This is a genomic window from Micromonospora rifamycinica (genome assembly GCF_900090265.1).
Taxonomy (GTDB): Bacteria; Actinomycetota; Actinomycetes; order Mycobacteriales; family Micromonosporaceae; genus Micromonospora; species Micromonospora rifamycinica.
Genome location: NZ_LT607752.1, coordinates 1,488,588 through 1,507,685 on the forward strand (window position 1 = coordinate 1,488,588; position 19,098 = coordinate 1,507,685).

Genomic DNA, 19,098 nt, shown 5'->3' on the forward strand with positions numbered 1-19,098 from the left:
ACACGCAGGAGGTCTTCCGATGGACACCCCGATCACCGGCCGGTCGATCATCATCAGCAACGGCCGGTGCGGATCCACGCTGTTGTCCGACCTGATCCACGAGGAGCCGGGCACCCTGAGTGCCCAGGAGTTCTTCATGTCGGTGGCGCCGTGGGCCCGCAGCGCCGAGGTGATCAGCGGTGCCGAGTACTGGGGGGTGCTGGCCAGCCCCAAGGCGGAGCTGGCCACGCTGTTCCGGATCGGGCTGCCGCCGAAGGAGGTCCGCTACCCGGCGACCGGCCGCTGGGCCGACCGGCTGACCGAGCTGCCCCGGATCCTGGCGATCACCCTGTCCAAGCTCACCGCCGATCCGGACGCGCTGTTCGACCAGCTCGCCGAGCGGGTGCCGCAGTTCCCCGACCAGCCCGTGACCCAGCACCACCGCGACTTCCTGGACCTGCTCGCCGTGCTGACCGGCAAGACCCGGTGGGTGGAACGCTCCGGCGGCTCCAGCCACGTGGCGCCCTACCTGCTGCGGGGCTTCCCGGACTGCAAGATCGTCTACCTGACCCGGAGCTGGGAGGACACCGCCCGGTCGATGAGCCGGCACTCGTCGTTCCAGCTCCTGCAGCTGCGGGTGGAGTTCCTCGGCAAGTGCGGCCTGGACCCGTTCCGGATCGAGGACGACACGGCGGTGCCGGAGGCCCTCCAGCCGTACCTGCCGGACCGGCTGACCCCCGACGCGCTGCGCGAGCGCGGCCAGGACCTGCGCCGCTACCTCGGGTTGTGCGCGTTCATGAGCAGCCAGGCCGACCAGGCGCTGCGGGACGTGCCCCCGACGCACCTGCTGCGGATGTCGTACGAGGATCTGGTCGCCGACCCGGTGGCCGAGTTGACCGGTCTCGGCACGTTCCTGGACTTCCCCGATCCGTCCGGATGGGCCGAGCGGATGGCGCCGCGGGTGGTCGCCCCGGCACCCCGGAAGCTGCCCGCCGCCGTCTGAACGGTCCCTGTGTGTCCCTGCCCGTCCCGGGTCCGGCCATCGGCGGGGCCCGGGACGGGTGTCCCCCTTCCTTCGGAAAGAGAGATAGTTGGTGAATCCACTCCGGATCTCCGCGCGACGGTTGTCGACCGTCGTCGCCGTACTCGGACTCGGGTCGGTGTTGGCGGTGCCCTCGGCGGCGCTCGGCGTGCCGCTGGACGCCGCCGACGCGGCCAGTGTGGCCGGCACGCAACAGGGCAGCCCGCAACTGCTCGCCAAGGCCCAGCCGGACGAGTGTTTCGCCGGGATCGGCCTGCCGTACCCGGCCGGCCCGCCGTGCGCCACCGGCCAGGCCAAGGTCAACCAGGCGTACCTGTGGGGGATGACCCGGGCCGGCAAGACGCTGTGGTTCGGCACCGGAGCGAACGTCAACTGTCTGACCAGCGGACGGGCATTGCGCAACACCACGCCGACGGTCAACGACGACTGGGTCTGCGAGTACGGCGAGAGCCAGGTCGCCAAGCGCAACCCGCAGCTGCCGGCGATCCTCGGTGACCACCGCCAGCCGCGCCTCTACACCTATGACACCCGCGCCAACAAGCTGACCGAGAAGACCGACCTGGTGAAGGCGGCCTCGCCGGAGGACGCGAACCGGTTGCAGACCACCGCGGGCATCCGGGCGGCCGGCAACTTCAACGGGGTGGCCCTGCTGGGCGGCCCGGCGCTGGGCACCAGCGTCAACCTGTTCGCCTTCGACACCGACACCGGGGCCTTCCTCGGCTCGCGCAACTTCCCGATGTACGGCAACATCCGGCACTTCACGGTGGCCGGCGACGCGCTGTACGCCGGGGTGGGTGTCGGGGCCAACGGCGGTGAGCGCGGCAACGTGCTGCGGTGGACGGGGAGCAAGTCCGACCCGTTCGCCTTCACGGTGGTGGCGAACCTGCCCGCGCAGGCCGCCGACCTCACCGTCCACCAGGGACGGATCTTCGTCACCACCTGGCCGGGTTCGGACGCCGAGCTGGCCGGGCCGACGGCCGGTGCCGCCGAGCCGACCACGAGCATCGCCGCGGTCTGGATGAGCCCGCTGCTGGCGTCGGGTGCGCCGGGGCTCAACCCGGAGGACGCCGACGGCTGGCAGCAGGTGTGGACCGCGTCGTCCTACGAGCCGGACCCGGTGATCGCCCGCGCCTACGCCCTGGGCGGTCTGGCCTCCTACGGCGGGTTCCTCTACTGGGGCACCATGCACGTGCCGATGAAGGCGACCACCCTGCACATGACGACGTACCCGCCGGCGGACGACGCGGCGGCCCAGGCCACCATCCAGAACACCCAGCGGTCGATCAGCATCTACCGGGGGCGCAACTTCGGCTCCCACTTCGAGAAGGTCGAGCTGCTGTACGGCGCGGCCGAGCTGCCGGCGTACGACCCGGCGGCGAACGGCGGAGCCGGCGCGTGGGCGTTGCAGTCGACGCACCAGACGCCGAAGTTCGGGCCGCCCGGTTTCGGCAACCCGTACAACAACTACACCTGGAAGATGGTGGTGGCCGGGGGGAAGCTGTACGTCGGCACGATGGACTGGAGCTACCTGGCCAAGCAGCTGGGCAAGGAGACCGCCGCCGAGCTGGGCCTGTCGCCGGCGCTCGCCGACGACCTGGCCCGGGCGCCGATGGACGCGACCGGGTCGCGCTCCAGCGCGCTGCCCGAGGCGGTCTACGGCGGTGACCTGTACGCGTTCCCGTCGCCGACCAAACCGGCGACGACGGTGAACAACACCGGGTTGGGCAACTACCTGAACTACGGCATCCGCAACATGGTCGCCGACGGGGCCACCCTCTACCTGGGCATGGCCAACCCGATGAACCTGCGGGCCAACCCGAGCGACGACGTTCCCGAGGGCGGCTGGGAGCTGATCCGGCTGCGGGGCGGCTACTGAGTTTCGGGTCGCCGGCCCGGTGACAGCGCCGTCTCCGGGCCGGCGACCCCACTCCCCGTGGGACCGGTGTGGGGTGTCCTCCGGCCGGCGGGCCGGGAGGCGGGCGCTCCGTGCCGGTTTGCCGAATCCTGGCGCGTCCCTGACGTTCCTCGAACATTCCCGGGCGAAAGTATAATTATGATGCCTTTTACCGTATTTCGTGATGAAGTAGGGCGGCGCCGCCGCCAGCCGGCGGGCCGGCTCGCGGGAACGCTCGCCCTGCTCGTCGCCCTGACCTCCCTGGCCGGGTGCACTCCCGAGCGCCGGGACGCCGCGCCCGGCGGCGCGGGGTCCGAACCGGCGGCCAGCGCCCCGGCCACCGGCGACGCCCGGCCGGCACCGGACGTCCCCGTCGGCAGCTCCACCCACGACCTCACGGTGGACGGTCGGAAGCGTACCTACCGGCTCTACCGGCCCACCTCGGCCGACCTCACCAAGCCGGTCCCCCTGGTGGTGATGCTGCACGGCGCGGCCGGCACCGGCGAGCAGGCCGAGCAGGCGTACGGCTGGACCGGACAGGCCGACCGGGGCGGCTTCCTGGTGCTGTTCCCGGACGGGCTGAACCGGGCCTGGGCGGTCGGTCCACAGTGCTGCGGCGCACCCGCCCGGGACGGCGTCGACGACGTCGCCTTCATCACCGAACTGGTCGCCACCGTCGGCCGGCAACTACCGGTCGACCCGGCCCGCCGGTACGTCACCGGGATCTCCAACGGCGGGCTGCTGGCGTACAAGCTGGTCTGCGACACCACGACGTTCGCCGCGATCGGCGCGGTGGCCAGCACCCTGACCGGGCAGTGCCCCGCCCCGAAACCGGTCTCGGTGCTGCACATCCACGGCCGCCAGGACCAGACCATGCCCTACGGCGGCGGCCCCGGCCGCCGGGACAACAACGGCACCGGCCGCAACCCGGTGAAGATCGACGGCCCGCCCACCCCCGAGCTGGCGGCCCGCTGGCGGTCCATCGACTCCTGCGGCGCCCCGACGGTGACCACGGACGGCCCGGTCACCCGGGCCACGGCGAGCTGTGCCCAGGGCCGCGCCGTCGAGCTGATCACCGTTGCCGACGCGGGACACCAGTGGCCCGGCGGACGGCCCAACCCGCCCCGGGCGGAGAAGCTGCTCAACCTCGATCCCCCCTCCACCGCGCTGAACGCCACCGACACGATCTGGCGGTTCTTCGCCGCCCACCCCCAGCCCGCCGGCGGCTGACCGGCACCGTCGCCCGCCGCCGGCTCACCGGCACCGTCGCCCGCCGCCGGCACCGCGGCACCCGCACCCAGGACAGGAGTTGAGATGCCCAGCAGAGACGGGCCGGCAGTGGTCGAGGTCGACGATCTCGTCAAGCGTTACCCCCGGGCCGACACCAACGCGGTCGACGGGCTGTCGTTCACCGTCGCGCCGGGCGAGATCTTCGGGCTGTTCGGGCCGAACGGCGCCGGCAAGTCCACCACCGTCGGCATCCTGACCACCCGGCTGCGGGCCACCGGCGGCCGGGCGGTGGTCGGCGGGGTCGACGTCGGCCGGGATCCGGCCGCCGCCCGGGCCCAACTGGCCGTGGTCCCCCAGCACAACAACCTGGACCGGGCGCTGACCCCCCGGCAGAACCTCGTCTACCACGCCACCTACCACGGGGTACGGCGGCGGGACGCGCAGGAGCGCGCCGCGGAGCTGCTGGAACGGTTCGGTCTCACCGACCGGGCCGACCGGAAGATCGAGGCGTACTCGGGCGGAATGGCGCAGCGGCTGATGATCGCCCGCGCGCTGGCCCACGAGCCGGCGGTGCTCTTCCTCGACGAGCCGACCAACGCCCTCGACCCGCAGACCCGCCTGCTGATCTGGGGGCAGCTCCGCGAGCTGCGCCAGCGGGGGGTGGCGATCGTGCTGACCACCCACGCGATGAACGAGGCGGCCCGGGTGGTCGACCGGGTCGGCATCGTCGACCACGGCCGGTTGCTCACCCTGGACACCCCGACCAACCTGGTCCGGGGCCTGGCCGGCGACGCGCTGCTCGACCTCACGGTCACCCCGGCCGGTGGGGACGATCCGGACACGCTCTGCGCCGCGCTCGGCGAGCTGACCGGCGTCCGCAAGGCGGAGCGGGTGGCGACCCCGACCGTGCCGGCCGGGTGGCGGCCGGGCGGCGGCGGGACCGGGCTGGCCGGGGCCGGCGCGGGTGGCGCCGGCATGCTGGCCGCGCTCGCCGCCGGGGCCGGCGGTGGCCGTCCCGGCGCGGGCCGGCTGGCCGCCCTGGCCGGCGCGGGCCTGCTCGGGCGCGGCGGGGCGGCGGGCAACGGCGGTCGCGGCCGGCTGCGCATCCGCCTGCACCTGGCGGGCGACCCGGCCGCGCTGCTCGGCCCGGTGGTGACCGCGCTGGCCGCCCGGTCGGCGCAGATCAACGCGGTCGACATCGGCGAACCCAGCCTGGAGGACGTCTTCATCGAACTCACCGGAAGGCAACCGCGGTGACCGCACTCGACACCCCCACCCCGCTGCTCCCGACGCACCAGCCACGCTCCCGCCCCGGGACCGGGCGGGTGTTCGCCGCGGTGCTGCGCCGCGACCTGATGGTCACCGGCCGGGAACTCTGGATCATCCTGGTGCAGGTCGGGCTGACCCCGCTGTTCATGCTCTTCGTCTTCAACACCGTCCTCGGCAGCCAGGGGCTCGTCGGGCGTGGCTTCGCCGATGTGTTCCTGCCCGGCATCATCGCGCTGGCCGCCCTCACCACCGCGTTGCAGAGCGTGGCCCTGCCGCTGGTGAAGGAGTTCGGCTTCACCATGGAGATCGAGGACCGGCTGATGGCGCCGCTGCCCACCGGGTACGTGGCGATCGGCAAGCTGGTGATCGCCACGGTCCGGGGGCTGCTCGCGGCCGTGCTGATCTACCCGCTCGGCGCGCTGATGGTCGGTTCCGCGCCGTGGCGGCCGGCCGGGCTGCCACTGGCGTTCGTGGTGGCGCTGCTCGGGGCCTGGATCGGCGGGGCGATCGGGATGAGCCTGGCCACCACCCTGCCGGTGCAGCGGATCAACGTCGCCTTCTCGGTGATCCTCACCCCGATCATCTGGACCGGCTGTATCCACTACCCGTGGCCCCGGCTGTCGTCGGTGCCCTGGTACCAGGTGGTCACCGCCCTCAACCCGATGACGTACGTCTCGGAAGGGGTGCGCGGGGCGCTGCTGCCCGGCGTGCCGCACCTGCCGGCGTGGGTGTGCCTGACCGTGCTGACCGGGGTGGCCGTCGTGCTGACCTGGGTCAGTGTCCGCTGCTTCAACCGCCGGGCGATCCAGTGACCAGGCCCGCCCCGGTTCCGCCCCCCGTACCCGACCGGCCCAGGAGTTGCCATGGCAGACCCCACCCCCGCCGAATCCGACGCGGCGCTCGCCCGCCGGCTCGCCCTGCTCGCCGGAGAGCTGCTGCTGCGGGTACGCGCCAGCCACGGCCACGCCGACCCCGCCGCGTTGAAGGCCGCCGGTGACCGGGCGTCGCACGACTTCCTCCGGGCCGAGCTGGCCCGCTGGCGGCCGGCCGACGCGGTGCTGTCCGAGGAGGACGAGGACTCCCGGCTGGTCGACACCGGCGACGGGGTCTCCCGGCGCACCGCCGACCGGGTGTGGATCATCGACCCGTTGGACGGCACCCGGGAGTTCTCCGAGTCGGGGCGGTCCGACTGGGCGGTGCACGTGGCGCTCTGGGCGCGGGACGCGACGACCGCGCACGGCCTGGTGGCCGGGGCGGTCGGGTTGCCGGCGCAGGGCCGGGTGCTGGCCACCGACCTGCCGACGCCGCCGCCGGACGGATCCGGCGGGGTGATCCGCCTGGCGGCCAGCCGCAGCCGTCCCCCCGCCTTCCTGGCCGAGCTGGCCGAGGAGGTGGGTGCCGAGCTGGTGCCGATGGGCTCGGCCGGAGCGAAGATCGCCGCGGTGGTAACCGGAGAGGTGGACGCCTACATCCACGCGGGCGGCCAGTACGAGTGGGACTCCGCCGCGCCGGTGGCGGTGGCCACGGCGGCCGGGCTGCACGCGTCCCGCATCGACGGCTCGGCACTGACCTACAACGAGGCGGATCCGCGCCTGCCGGACCTGCTGGTCTGTCGCGGCGAGCTGGCCACCCCGCTGCTCGCCGCGCTGCGGCGGCAACTGGCCGGCACGGCGGTCCCGTCCGGCTCCCCCGTCCCCCCATCCGGAAAGGACCCGCGATGAGCAGCGAACCGGCTGCGTACCAGGTCTCCCAGCTCGACGAGCTGGAGGCGGAGAGCATCTTCGTGATGCGTGAGGTGGTCGCCGAGATGGAGCGGCCGGTGCTGCTCTTCTCGGGTGGCAAGGACTCGATCGTGATGCTCCGGTTGGCGCAGAAGGCGTTCGCTCCGGCGAACATCCCGTTCCCGGTGATGCACGTCGACACCGGGCACAACTTCCCCGAGGTCCTCGACTACCGCGACCAGCGGGTCACCGAACTGGACCTGCACCTGATCGTGGCGAGCGTCCCCGAGGCGCTGAACCGGGGCCTGGTCAGGGAGTCCGGGGACGGGATGCGCAACCGGATCCAGACGCCGGTGTTGTTGGACGCGGTGGAGAAGCACCGGTTCGACGCGTTGTTCGGTGGGGCGCGGCGGGACGAGGAGAAGGCGCGGGCGAAGGAGCGGGTGTTCTCGTTCCGGGACGAGTTCGGGCAGTGGGATCCGAAGAACCAGCGGCCGGAGTTGTGGTCGTTGTACAACGGTCGGCATCATCCGGGTGAGTCGATCCGGGTGTTCCCGTTGTCGAACTGGACCGAGTTGGACATCTGGCACTACATCGCGCGGGAGCGGGTGCCGTTGCCGTCGATCTACTACGCGCACGACCGGGAGGTCGTCGAACGCGACGGCATGTTCTACGCGGTCAACGAGTTCTTCCAGCCCCGGGCGGGCGAGGAGCCGTTCACCGCGCGGGTGCGGTACCGGACGGTGGGAGACGCCTCCTGCACCGCCGCCGTCCGCTCGGACGCGGACACCGTGGAGAAGGTGATCGACGAGGTCGCGGCCACCCGGATCACCGAGCGGGGGGCGACCCGGGGCGACGACCGGGTCAGCGAGGCCGCGATGGAGGACCGCAAGCGGGAGGGGTACTTCTGATGAGCACCGACATGCTGGCACCGGCCGGTTCGCCGACCGAGGCCCGGCCGATGGACCTGCTGCGGTTCGCCACCGCGGGAAGCGTGGACGACGGTAAGTCGACCCTGATCGGGCGGCTGCTCTACGACACGAAGTCGTTGTTCACCGACCAGCTGGCGGCGGTGGAGGCGGTCAGCGCGGCCCGGGGCGACGAGTACACCAACCTGGCGTTGCTCACCGACGGGCTGCGGGCCGAGCGGGAGCAGGGCATCACCATCGACGTGGCGTACCGGTACTTCGCCACCCCCCGCCGCAAGTTCATCATCGCCGACACCCCCGGGCACACCCAGTACACCCGGAACATGGTCACCGGCGCCTCCACCGCCGACCTCACCCTGGTGCTGGTGGACGCGCGGAAGGGGCTGGTGGAGCAGTCCCGGCGACACGCGTTCCTGTGCTCGCTGCTGCGGGTGCCGCACCTGGTGCTGTGCGTCAACAAGATGGACCTGGTCGACTTCTCCCAGGAGGTCTTCGAGCAGATCGCCGACGAGTTCACCGCGTTCGCCGCGAAACTCGACGTACCGGACCTGACCGTGGTGCCGGTGTCGGCGTTGCAGGGCGACAACATCGCCACCCGCTCGGAGAACATGCCCTGGTACGAAGGCCCCTCCCTGCTGCACCACCTCGAACGGGTACACATCGCCTCCGACCGCAACCTGGTCGACGTCCGGTTCCCCGTGCAGTACGTGATCCGCCCCCAGTCGACCACGGTCACCGACTACCGCGGCTACGCCGGTCAGGTCGCCTCCGGCGTCCTCAAGCCCGGCGACGAGGTGATGGTCCTGCCCTCCGGGTTCACCAGCCGGATCAGCGCCATCGAGACCGCCGACGGACCCGTCGACGAGGCGTTCCCCCCGATGTCGGTCACCGTCCGCCTCACCGACGAGATCGACATCTCCCGCGGCGACATGATCTGCCGACCCCACAACGCCCCCACCGTCTCGCAGGACATCGAGGCGATGGTCTGCTGGATGGACGAGACCCGGCCCCTCCAGGTCGGCGGCAGGTACACCATCAAGCACACCACCCGTTCCGCCCGCGCCATCGTCCGCGACCTGCACTACCGCCTGGACATCAACACCCTGCACCGCGACGAGACCGCCGGTGAGCTGAAACTCAACGAGATCGGCCGGATCCGGCTGCGCACCACCGTGCCCCTGCTGGTGGACGACTACCACCGCAACCGCACCACCGGCGGCTTCATCGTCATCGACGAGGCCACCAACCGCACCGTCGGCGCCGGCATGGTCATCCAGCGGGACTGACCCCCGCCACTCGCGGGTCGGCCCGGCGGCTCCCACCGCCGGGCCGACCGTCAGGGCCGACCAGGACCGACCGTCAGGCAGACCAGGACCGACGGTCAGGGCCGACCCGCCGGGCCGATCGGCGTCGACCGTCGGGGCCGGTCGGGGCGCGGTGGCCCGAACCAGCGGGTGAGGGCGGCGGGCAGCCCGTCCCCGTCCGGCCCGGTCCCGGTCGACTGCCAGGCCACATAGCAGTCGGGACGCAGCAGCAGCGCGGTCGACGCCCCGCCGCCGGCCGCCCCGGCGGGCCGCTCGGTCGGGCCGGGGTCGGCCTCGAACGGCCCGGTGACCACCTCGACCCGGTCCCGCCACGGTTCGGCCAGCGGGGCGAGGACGCCGGTGGGGTCGAGCAGCAGCGCCCGGGCGGACCGGGTCAGCTCGGCCAGCCGGACCGGGCCGGCGTCGGTACGCAGCACCAGGTCGGGCGCCCAGCGGCCGACCAGCGGCCCACCCGGTGCCCCCATCTCGTAGCGGACGTCCGAGCCGGCCAGCAGGGCGGCGACGCGGGCGGCGTTGGCCGGTTCGGCGAGCAGCTCACCGAGGAGCACGCGCAGCGCGGTGACCTCGCTGCCCGGGGCGATCAGCGCCGACTGGGCCTGGGTCGACATGGTCACCCGCAGGGCCACCGGGCGGCGTTCCTCCTCGTACGAGTCCAGCAGCCCGTCCGGGGCCCAGCCGTGCAGCCGCGCCGCCAGCTTCCAGCCGAGGTTCACCGCGTCCTGCAGGCCGAGGTTGAGCCCGGGGCCGCCGATCGAGGAGTGCACGTGGGCGGCGTCGCCGAGCAGCAGCACCCGGCCGACGCGGTACCGTTCGGCGATCCGGGTGTTACCGCCCACCAGGCGACGTAGCAGGTGCGGCCCGGCGCCGGCCGGTGGACCGAGCGGCACGTCCGCGCCGAGCACCCGGGCCACGCTGGCCCGCAGCTCGGCGAGGGTCAGCGGTCCGTCGAACGCGGTCGACTCCGGCCATTCGATGGTGGTCAGGCCCGGTGGACGGCCGGGGAAGGGCGCCCACGCGATCAGACCGTGTTCGGTGCGGGTGTGCCGGAACGGTGCGACGGTGCCGTACCCGGGGACCACCAGACCACCGGTCGTCGGGTCGACCAGCTCCGCGGGCAGGCCGACCTGGGCGGTCCGGGAGACCGTGCGGTCGGTGGACACCCCGGGGAAGGCGATCCCGGCCAGCCGGCGGACGACGCTGTGCCCGCCGTCCGCGCCGACGAGGTACCGGCAGCGCAGCGTGGCGCCGTCGGAGAGGGTGACCCGCACGGCGTCGGCCTCCTGGGTCAGCCCGGTCACCTCGCACCCGCGCCGGACCGGCACGCCCAGCTCGGCGGCCCGCTCGGCGAGCACCCGCTCCAGGTCGCGCTGCGGCACCGGAAGCAGGTGGAGCGGGTTGTCCACCACCGCCTTCAGGTTCAACGGCAGCGCGCCGAAGACGAACTCCGGCTGCGGCCGCGGTGGCCCCGGGTCGTCGCCGAGACGCTGGTACAGGCCACGCCGGTCGAGCATCCGGACCACCTGACCGACCAGGCCGTTGGCCCGCTGTTCGGTGGTGGGCGCGGCCAGCCGTTCACACACCACCGGCCGGATCCCGGCCAGGGCCAGCTCGGTGGCGAGCAGGAGGCCGTTCGGGCCGGCTCCGACGATCACGACGTCATGCATGGCAGGTTCCCTTCCTCGGGCACGGTCGACCCACCCACCGGCGGGGCCGTGGGCAGGGCAGGGTGGAGCGGTGGGACGGCCGGGAGTCCGGCGGTGGGGATACGGGCGCGGCGCGGGCGGCGGCGGTAGCCGGCGCGTCGATGCGGCGCGATGGGCGGTAGGCGGCGCGTCGATGCGGCGCGGTAGGCGGTAGGCGGTAGGCGGCGCGTCAGTGCGGCGCGGGCGGTGGCAGGCCCGCCGCGAGCTGGGCCAGCGCGTCGGGGAGCAGCCGTTCCATCGGGACCGGCGGGTCGGCGCGGACGAAGTGTCGCATCGCCGCGGTGACGGCGGCGTTCACGCTGGCCGCCACCAGGTGCGGGTACAGGTCACGCTCCAGGTCGGTGCCGGTGCGCTCGGCGACGGCCGCGGCCAGCTCGACCTCGGCGAGCGCGCCCGCCCGCAGCATCTCGCCCTGGAGCGCCGGCTCGGCCAGCATCACCCGGAGGCCGTCCGCCCACTCGGTGGGCGAGTCCGGCGGCCACTGCCCGACCTCCGGTCCGGGGGTGAACTGGGCCATGACCGCCGCGATCAACGCGGTCCAGAGTGGTTCCCCGGTCGGCCGCACGCGCAGCGCCTGTGCCGTCCGCCGGCTGCGGTCGAGGTGCCGCGCGGCGATCGCCTCGGCCTTGCTGGAGAAGTAGTTGTTGAACGTGCGCGGGGACACGCCCGCGGCCTGGGCGATGTCGTCCACCAGGACGTTGTCGAAGCCGTGGGCCACGGTCAGGCGGATGGCAGCCCAGCTCAGCGCCGCCCTGGTCGCGTTCTTCTTGCGCTCCCGTAGTCCGCTCACGAGACCAGCGTACAGGAAAGTGCGTGGCACGCAATATTACGTGCCACGCACTTTTTGCCGTCAGCTCAGGCGGTGACCGCCGGACTGGCCCGACCCCGGCGACGGAAGGCGAAACCGGCGAAGAGAAGCAGCACCGCTGTGGACGCGACGAGGCCACCGGTGAGCACCAGCCCGGAGTGGTCCGCCCTGGTCGCGGCGGTGGCCGGGTGCCCGCTGAAGGAGACCGAGCCCGTCGCGGTACGCCGGGTCCAGCCGCTGGCGAGGTCGAGGCGGGCGTTCCACGGGCCGTCCGGCAGCCGGGGATCCAGCTGCACCCGTACGGTGGTGGTGGCCCCGAGCGCGAGCGTGTCGGCCTCGGCGCGGACCGGCCCGACCGACAGCCCCCCCGGGCCGTCGGTGAGGCGTAGCTGGCCGGCGAGGTCCAGCGCCCGTCGGCCGGTGTTGCGCACCTCGGCGGTGACCACCGGCGCACCGTCCCCGTCCCGGTCGCCGGCGAGCCCCGTCACCTCGAAGCCGGACGGGGGTTCGCCACCCGGCCCGACCGACAGGTACACCCGGATGCCGGCCCGGCCGACGTTACGGACGTTCGCGCCGTCGGTGGTGGACACCTCGGCCCAGATGACCGCGTACCGCTCCCCGGCGGACGCCTTCTCCGGCACCACGATGGTCACCGTGAGCACCGACTCGTCGTCGGGCTCCAGCTCCACCTCGTCGTGGTCGACGGTGATCCAGCTGCTCAGCTCGTTCGGCGTCCGGTCGGGCGCGAAGACGAAGCCGGTGCGGTCGACCTCGGCGGCAGCCGCGTAGACGGCGATCTTCCGCTCGATCTCCGAGACGTTCTCCACCACGATCCGCCGCTTGACGGTCGTCCCGGGATGGACGTGGTCGACGATGTACTTGTGCGCCCGGCTGTCGTCGCGCCGGTTCACCGGGGCGTCGAGCAGCCGGATGCCGACTGCCGCGGCCGGGCCGCTGAAACTGGGGCTCGGCGGGGGCGACGGCGACGCGGCGGACGCCGGTGTCCCGGCGGTCACCAGGACGGTGACGGCCAGGACGACGGCGCGGAGTCGGTCAGGCCACCGAATGGGTCACCGTCCCCGAGTAGAGGCCGCCGACGGCCGCCGGCGGCAGGGTGATCCGGAGGCTGGGGTTCCAGGTGGCCGTGTTGTTGCCGCTGCCGGAGGTCTTGGAGAACGCCGTCCGGGGCAGGTTGAGCGTCACCGCGTCGGCCGAGGTGGGCTGGCCGGGCACGAAGGTGCCGGTGCCGGTGGTGGAGATCGCCGGCCCGGACCAGTACTCCACCAGGTTGGGCAGGATGGTCTCCTCGGCCGAGCCCCCGCCGGTGGTGAACGCGGTGCTGGTGACCGACGCGGTCCAGGTCGCCGAGAGCGCCGCCCGGCTGTCGGTGACCGTGACGTTGCCGAGCGAGCCGCTGAGGGTGGAGCCGGCGAAGGCCGCACCCAGGTTCACCGAGGCCGGCACGGTGATGTCCAGGTTGGCGGTCGACACGGTGAAGGTGACGATGGTGTCGCCCGACGGGGCGGCGGCGGCGGGCGATGCTACGGCGAGCACCGCTGCCCCGGCGGCCAGGGCGAGCAATGGCTTCTTCATGCCTGCCACGCTAATTGCTCATCAACGTCATATACCGCGTTATGGGCTAATCACCCCATCAGGCGACAGAATGGGTGATGGTGCCGGTGTACACGCCCCCCACCGCCGCGGCGGGGATCGCCACCCGGAGGGTGGGTGCCCAGCTCACACTGTTGCGCTGGTTGCCCGAGGTCTTGGTGAACGCGACCCGCGGCACGGTCAACGTCACCGCCTGCGCGGCGGTGGCCTGACCCGGCACCTTGGTGCCGCCACCGTTCTGCTTGGTCACCGGGCCCGACCAGTAGGAGACCTGGGTGGCGGCGATGGTCTTGCCCGCTCCACCGCCGGCGGTGATGAACACCGTGGTGGACACGGTGGCCAGCCAGGTGTTCGGGTTGGTCGTCCGGGTGTCGTTCACGGTGACGGTGCCCAGCGAGCGGCTGAGGGTGGCCCCGGGCACGCCGGCACCGAGGCTCGCCGTAGGGGGCACAGTGATGTCGAGCCCGACCACCAGCGCCATCGCCCGCACCCGCGGGACGGGTGCCGCGCCGGGCGGTGCGACACCACCCACGAGCAACAACGGGCTGACCAGGGCTGCCAGAACATGCACGGACGACACTATAGGATGCTTTTTGGCCTTTTGTCCAATATGAAGTACCGCTCACCCCACTATCCGCCCCCGGAACAGGGCGTGCCCCGGCCGATCGGCCGGGGCACGCACCAGCAGGGTCGGATCAGGACAGGTCGAACCGGTCCAGCTCCATGACCTTCGTCCAGGCCGCCACGAAGTCGGTCACGAACTTGGCGGCCGCGTCCTGGCTGGCGTAGACCTCGGCGAGGGCGCGCAGCTGGGAGTTGGACCCGAAGATGAGGTCGACCGCGGTGGCGGTCCACTTCACCTCGTCGGTGGCCAGGTCCCGGATCTCGTAGACGTGCTCGTCGGACTCCGACGCCCGCCACCGGGTGCCCGGGGAGAGCAGGTTGGCGAAGAAGTCGTTGCTGAGCACACCCGGCCGGTCGGTCAGCACGCCGTGCGCCGTGCCGCCCACGTTGTTGCCGAGCGCCCGCAGGCCGCCGACGAGGACGGTCATCTCCGGCGCGGTCAGGTTGAGCATGTACGCCCGGTCGACGAGCAGCACCTCCGGCTGGGTCTTCTCACCCGGACGCAGGTAGTTGCGGAACCCGTCGGCACGCGGCTCCAGCACGGCGAAGGACTCGACGTCGGTCTGCTCCTGGCTGGCGTCGGTGCGGCCCGGCCGGAACGGCACGGTCACCTCGACACCCGCGGCCCGCGCGGCCTGCTCGACGGCGGCCGAGCCGGCCAGCACGATCAGGTCGGCCAGCGAGATCTTCGCGCCACCGGCGGCGTTGAACTCCCGCTGGATCCCCTCCAGGGTGGCCAGCACCGTCGCGAGCTGCTCGGGCTGGTTGACCTCCCAGCTGCGCTGCGGCTCGAGCCGGATCCGCGCGCCGTTGGCGCCACCGCGCTTGTCGGTGTGCCGGAAGCTCGCCGCCGAGGCCCACGCGGTGCTGACCAGCTGCGCGGTGGTCAGGCCCGAGTCGAGGACCTTCGCCTTGAGGGCGGCCACGTCGGCGTCGGAGACCAGCTCGTGGTCGACGGCCGGCACCGGGTCCTGCCAGAGCTGCGGCTCGGCGACCCAGGGGCCGAGGAAGCGGCTGACCGGACCCATGTCGCGGTGCAGCAGCTTGTACCAGGCCTTGGCGAACGCCAGGGCGAACTCGTCGGGGTGCTCCAGGAAGCGCCGCGAGATCTTCTCGTACGCCGGGTCGACGCGCAGCGACAGGTCGGTGGTGAGCATCGTCGGCCGGTGCTTCCTGGCCGGGTCGTGGGCGTCCGGGATGATCGCCTCGGCGTCCTTGGCGACCCACTGCTTGGCCCCGCCGGGGCTGGTGGTCAGCTCCCACTCGTAGCCGAAGAGGATCTCGAAGAAGCGGTTGCTCCACTGCGTCGGCCGGTCGGTCCAGGTGACCTCCAGACCGCTGGTGATGGTGTCGCCGCCCTTGCCGCTGCCGTGGGTGCTCAGCCAGCCCAGGCCCTGGGCCTCCAGCGGGGCGCCCTCGGGCTCGGCCCCGACGTGGTCGTCGGCGACGCCCGCGCCGTGGGTCTTGCCGAAGGTGTGCCCGCCGGCGATCAGCGCGACGGTCTCCTCGTCGTTCATCGCCATCCGGCGGAAGGTCTCCCGGATGAAGTGCGCCGCCGCGAGCGGGTCGGCGTTGCCGCGCGGACCCTCCGGGTTGACGTAGATGAGGCCCATCTCGGTCGCCCCGACGCCGGCCGACATCTCGGTCTCCGAGGCGTAGCGCTCGTCGCCGAGCCAGGTGTCCTCCGGACCCCAGAAGATCTCCTCGGGCTCCCACACGTCCGGCCGGCCGAAGCCGAAACCGAAGGTCTTGAAGCCCATCGACTCCAGGGCCACGTTGCCGGCGAGCACCAGCAGGTCGGCCCAGGAGATCTGCTGGCCGTACTTCTGCTTGACCGGCCAGAGCAGCCGGCGGGCCTTGTCCAGGTTGGCGTTGTCCGGCCAGCTGTTCAGCGGCGCGAACCGCTGCCCGCCGTCACCGGCGCCACCGCGGCCGTCCTCGATGCGGTACGTGCCGGCGGCGTGCCAGCTCATCCGGATCATCAGGCCGCCGTAGTGGCCGAAGTCGGCCGGCCACCAGTCCTGCGAGGTGGTGAGCACCTCGGTGATGTCCCGCTTGAGCGCCTCGACGTCGAGCTTGGCGAACTCCGCGGCGTAGCTGAAGTCCTCGCCCAGCGGGTTGCCCTTGGCCGAGTGGGCGTGCAGGACCGACAGGTCGAGCTGGTTGGGCCACCAGTCCCGGTTGGTACGCGGACGCCCTCCGGTCTTCGGCTTCGGGGAATCGATCGCCGGGTTCTCGCTCTCGCTGCCCTGCGCGGTCACCGAGTCGTGCGCGACCGGGCAACCGGCCGCCGCCTTCTGGTCCACGCCCTGCGCGCTGGCGGGGACGTTGTCCTGGGTGTCGCTCATGAACTTCCTTCCGAACTGGTGGATCACTGGGAGGTGCGGTCGGTCGCGCAGTCGGGGCAGGTGCCCCAGTAGACGACCTCCGCCTCGTCGACCACGAAACCGTGGTCGTCCGAGGGGGTGAGGCAGGGCACGTGACCGACGGCGCAGTCGACGTCGGCGATCGCACCGCAGGAACGGCACATGACGTGGTGGTGGTTGTCCCCCACCCGCGACTCGTAGCGGGCTGGCGACCGGTCCGGCTGGATGCGTCGCACCAGACCGGCCTCGGTGAGCGCCCGCAGCACGTCGTAGACCGCCTGGTGGGAGACCGTGGGCAGGTCCGACCGGACCAGCGCGATCACCGTGTCGGTGTCGACGTGCGGGTGGTCACGCAGCGCGGCGAGGACGGCCAGTCGGGGCCGCGTGACGCGCAGCGAGGCCGCCCGCAACTGTGCCTCGAGGTCGGTCGCCATGGCACGACCCTAGCCCGCTCTTCTGGAGCAAATCAAGTTTAGCCACCGGCGCGTCGCCGTACCGGTGGGCCGCCGGAGGGAGCGGGTCAGCCGGCCGGGTGGTAGGCGAACCAGTCGAACGCGGCGCTGCCCGCGGTGACGTACATGCCGACGACCCGGCCGGTGAAGCCGGCGGCGACCTCGGTCGACAGGTACCGCCCGTCGAGTTCGGCCAGCACGGCGTCGCCGCCCGGTTCCGCCACCCCGAACGTGATCATGTCGCAGCCGGCGGCGCGTACCCCCCAGGGGGCCGTCCCGGCCGCCAGCTCGGCGGCGGAGGTCACGGTCGGCGGGTAGAGGTCGTGGGTACGGGTGGCCACCGTCAGGACGAGCGGGCCGTCCGGCACGGCGCGGGAGGCGAAGACCTGCCGGAACGGGCCGACCCGGCCGATCACCCGGACCGTGCCGGCCGCCACCTCCAGGTCGTAGTGGTGCGCCTCGTCGATCCGGATGGTCAGCCCGGCGGTGCCCTCACCCGGGTCGACCCGGACGCTGACCCGGCAGTCGTGGTGCCGCTGCCGCACTGCCACGATCGTCGCCCCGGCGCGGTCGAGGGTCGCGCCCGTGGCGTACAGGGTGAGCCAGCCCGGCCGGGCGGTCAGCGACCAGGAACCGTCGGGCCGGTGGCGCGGCGAGATCCACTCGGGTGCCAGGACGGTCGCGTCGAAGTCGTCGCGGTAGGCCCCCGGGGCGGCCGGGGCGGCACCGGCCGGGGCGCTACCCGGCGGGGCGGCGGTCAGTTCCCGGACCGGGTCGACGACCGGCCAGCCGTCGACCCAGCGCACCGGGGCGAGGAAGGTCTCGCGGCCGAGGGCATGGTAGGGCGGCCACTGGCCCCTGGCCCGGATCCCGAGCAGCACCAGCCACCAGCTGCCGTCGACCGCCTGGACCAGGTCGGCGTGCCCGGTGGCCTGCACGGGCAGGTCGGTGCCCCGGTGGGTGAGGATCGGGTTGGCCGGGGCGGGGGTGAACGGGCCGCGCGGGCTGCGCGAGCGGGCCACGGAGACGGCGTGGCCGGTGTGCGTGCCGCCCTCGGAGACCAGCAGGTACCACCAGTCGTCGATCCGGTAGAGGTGCGGCGCCTCGGGGTACTGGCCGCCGGTGCCCGACCACATCGGCAACGGACCCTCCAGCACCTCCCCCCGTTCCGGGTCGATCCGGTAGGCGTCCACCCCGGAGGTGGTCAGCCAGCAGTTGCCGTCGTCGTCCCAGGCCAGCGACGGGTCGACGTGCGGCAGGTCGAGGTAGACCGGTTCGGACCACGGGCCGGTGGGCTCCGACGCGGTGACGATGAGGTGCCGGCCCAGGCTGACATTGGTGGTGATCAGCCAGAACCGACCGTCGTGGTGACGCAGGGTCGGCGCGAAGATCCCTCCGGACGACGTGGTGTCCGGGGGCAGCTCCAGCTGGCCGGGCCGGTCGAGGATGTTGCCGATCTGCCGCCAGTTGACCAGGTCACGGCTGTGCAGCAGGGGTACGCCGGGGAAGTACTCGAAGCTGGAGCAGACGAGGTAGTAGTCCGCGCCCACCCGGCAGACACTCGGGTCGGGGTAGAAGCCGGGGACGACCGGATTGCGGTAGGACGGTCCGGCGGACACCGGGCGTCACCTCCCCCTGGCGGTCGTCGACCACCACCACACCGCTCGGGGCAGCACCGTGGACCGGAAATGTTCACGATAACAATCGATGCGCCGAATGCTACGGAAGTCGCCGGCCGGGTTCAAGGCCCACCGCCCGGAGCAGGCCCCGGAAGCCGGCGCGACCGCCGGAGCAGGCCCGGAAGCCGACACGACCGCCGGAGCAGGCCCGGAAGCCGGCGGGACCGCCCGGAACGGGCGAGGAACATTCGCGCAACATGACGGTCATATCTTGACGGGACCTCAGGAATCCACGAGAGTCCATATAAGGCGAGATGGTGCGCCGCCGGGAGCCCGACGCGCCGTCGCAGCGTCTCCGGGTGCCGACGTCAGGGTATGCGGGGCCGCGCCTGTTAACGCTAACAGCGACGTTCCGGTCACCGGCCCGGCGACCCAACCACCCGCCCGGGCCGGACGGCAACCGGTGGTGTCCCCGATCGCGGGCCGCCTCACGGCGCCGGCCACCCCGCCCTGCCCTGATGTCGGA

The 19,098-nt window shown here is 72.7% G+C and carries 16 protein-coding genes; 8 read left to right on the forward strand and 8 right to left on the reverse strand.

Annotated features, from left to right (window positions below; translation table 11 throughout):
- Positions 1-19: 19 nt before the first annotated feature.
- From GA0070623_RS06245 to cysN, 8 genes are all read left to right on the forward strand, one after another.
- Positions 20-982 (forward strand): sulfotransferase domain-containing protein, encoded by a 963-nt coding sequence (locus GA0070623_RS06245; RefSeq protein ID WP_089003934.1) that lies wholly within the window; start codon positions 20-22, stop codon positions 980-982.
- A gap of 91 nt (positions 983-1,073) precedes the next feature.
- A complete protein-coding gene (locus GA0070623_RS06250) occupies positions 1,074-2,897 on the forward strand; it encodes a hypothetical protein (RefSeq protein ID WP_067315340.1) in 1,824 nt (607 codons plus the stop codon).
- Between the two features lie 177 nt (positions 2,898-3,074).
- Positions 3,075-4,145, forward strand: a complete 1,071-nt coding sequence (locus GA0070623_RS06255) for an extracellular catalytic domain type 1 short-chain-length polyhydroxyalkanoate depolymerase (protein ID WP_084261663.1) — start codon at positions 3,075-3,077, stop codon at positions 4,143-4,145.
- 84 nt (positions 4,146-4,229) lie between these two features.
- Positions 4,230-5,402 carry an ABC transporter ATP-binding protein gene (locus tag GA0070623_RS06260; RefSeq protein ID WP_089003935.1) on the forward strand — a complete coding sequence of 391 codons (1,173 nt, stop codon included), beginning with the start codon at positions 4,230-4,232 and terminating at the stop codon, positions 5,400-5,402.
- Positions 5,399-6,226, forward strand: a complete 828-nt coding sequence (locus tag GA0070623_RS06265) for an ABC transporter permease (protein WP_231932689.1) — start codon at positions 5,399-5,401, stop codon at positions 6,224-6,226. Before GA0070623_RS06260 ends, GA0070623_RS06265 begins: the two co-directional genes overlap by 4 nt.
- A 51-nt stretch (positions 6,227-6,277) precedes the next feature.
- Positions 6,278-7,135 (forward strand): inositol monophosphatase family protein, encoded by an 858-nt coding sequence (locus GA0070623_RS06270; protein WP_089003936.1) that lies wholly within the window; start codon positions 6,278-6,280, stop codon positions 7,133-7,135.
- The gene (gene cysD, locus GA0070623_RS06275; protein ID WP_089003937.1) at positions 7,132-8,046 is read left to right on the forward strand and encodes a sulfate adenylyltransferase subunit CysD; all 915 of its coding nucleotides are present in this window, start codon (positions 7,132-7,134) and stop codon (positions 8,044-8,046) included. Before GA0070623_RS06270 ends, cysD begins: the two co-directional genes overlap by 4 nt.
- Positions 8,046-9,350, forward strand: a complete 1,305-nt coding sequence (gene cysN / locus GA0070623_RS06280) for a sulfate adenylyltransferase subunit CysN (protein ID WP_089003938.1) — start codon at positions 8,046-8,048, stop codon at positions 9,348-9,350. The genes cysD and cysN overlap by 1 nt, the downstream gene beginning before the upstream one ends.
- Positions 9,351-9,445: 95 nt before the next feature.
- On the opposite strand, the gene GA0070623_RS06285 is transcribed toward cysN, so the two are convergent.
- The 8 genes from GA0070623_RS06285 to GA0070623_RS06320 form a co-directional block, all read right to left on the reverse strand.
- Positions 9,446-11,053: an FAD-dependent monooxygenase gene (locus GA0070623_RS06285; RefSeq protein WP_067313760.1), complete on the reverse strand. Its 1,608-nt coding sequence runs from the start codon at positions 11,051-11,053 to the stop codon at positions 9,446-9,448.
- Between the two features lie 208 nt (positions 11,054-11,261).
- Positions 11,262-11,882, reverse strand: coding sequence for an acyl-CoA-like ligand-binding transcription factor (locus GA0070623_RS06290; protein WP_067313758.1), 621 nt, complete (start codon positions 11,880-11,882; stop codon positions 11,262-11,264).
- Between the two features lie 65 nt (positions 11,883-11,947).
- Complete coding sequence (locus GA0070623_RS06295) at positions 11,948-12,916, reverse strand: COG1361 family protein (protein WP_089003939.1); 969 nt, start codon at positions 12,914-12,916, stop codon at positions 11,948-11,950.
- 37 nt (positions 12,917-12,953) lie between these two features.
- Positions 12,954-13,493 (reverse strand): hypothetical protein, encoded by a 540-nt coding sequence (locus GA0070623_RS06300; RefSeq protein ID WP_067313753.1) that lies wholly within the window; start codon positions 13,491-13,493, stop codon positions 12,954-12,956.
- Positions 13,494-13,551: 58 nt separating this feature from the next.
- Positions 13,552-14,082 (reverse strand): hypothetical protein, encoded by a 531-nt coding sequence (locus GA0070623_RS06305; protein ID WP_197700052.1) that lies wholly within the window; start codon positions 14,080-14,082, stop codon positions 13,552-13,554.
- A 124-nt stretch (positions 14,083-14,206) separates the two neighbouring features.
- Positions 14,207-16,483, reverse strand: a complete 2,277-nt coding sequence (gene katG, locus GA0070623_RS06310; protein ID WP_067313763.1) for a catalase/peroxidase HPI — start codon at positions 16,481-16,483, stop codon at positions 14,207-14,209.
- Positions 16,484-16,506: 23 nt separating this feature from the next.
- The gene (locus GA0070623_RS06315) at positions 16,507-16,935 is read right to left on the reverse strand and encodes a Fur family transcriptional regulator (protein ID WP_067313749.1); all 429 of its coding nucleotides are present in this window, start codon (positions 16,933-16,935) and stop codon (positions 16,507-16,509) included.
- 86 nt (positions 16,936-17,021) lie between these two features.
- Positions 17,022-18,572 carry a glycoside hydrolase family 43 protein gene (locus tag GA0070623_RS06320; RefSeq protein WP_067313746.1) on the reverse strand — a complete coding sequence of 517 codons (1,551 nt, stop codon included), beginning with the start codon at positions 18,570-18,572 and terminating at the stop codon, positions 17,022-17,024.
- Positions 18,573-19,098: the final 526 nt, after the last annotated feature.

Bases quoted from the DNA above. Each gene is read 5' to 3' on its own strand.
- GA0070623_RS06245 (WP_089003934.1), top strand. From the start codon at position 20: ATGGACACCCCGATCACCGGCCGGTCGATCATCATCAGCAACGGCCGG.
- GA0070623_RS06255 (WP_084261663.1), top strand. From the start codon at position 3,075: ATGATGCCTTTTACCGTATTTCGTGATGAAGTAGGGCGGCGCCGCCGC.
- GA0070623_RS06260 (WP_089003935.1), top strand. From the start codon at position 4,230: ATGCCCAGCAGAGACGGGCCGGCAGTGGTCGAGGTCGACGATCTCGTC.
- GA0070623_RS06270 (WP_089003936.1), top strand. From the start codon at position 6,278: ATGGCAGACCCCACCCCCGCCGAATCCGACGCGGCGCTCGCCCGCCGG.
- cysD (WP_089003937.1), top strand. From the start codon at position 7,132: ATGAGCAGCGAACCGGCTGCGTACCAGGTCTCCCAGCTCGACGAGCTG.
- cysN (WP_089003938.1), top strand. From the start codon at position 8,046: ATGAGCACCGACATGCTGGCACCGGCCGGTTCGCCGACCGAGGCCCGG.
- GA0070623_RS06285 (WP_067313760.1), bottom strand. From the start codon at position 11,053: ATGCATGACGTCGTGATCGTCGGAGCCGGCCCGAACGGCCTCCTGCTC.
- GA0070623_RS06300 (WP_067313753.1), bottom strand. From the start codon at position 13,493: ATGAAGAAGCCATTGCTCGCCCTGGCCGCCGGGGCAGCGGTGCTCGCC.
- katG (WP_067313763.1), bottom strand. From the start codon at position 16,483: ATGAGCGACACCCAGGACAACGTCCCCGCCAGCGCGCAGGGCGTGGAC.
- GA0070623_RS06315 (WP_067313749.1), bottom strand. From the start codon at position 16,935: ATGGCGACCGACCTCGAGGCACAGTTGCGGGCGGCCTCGCTGCGCGTC.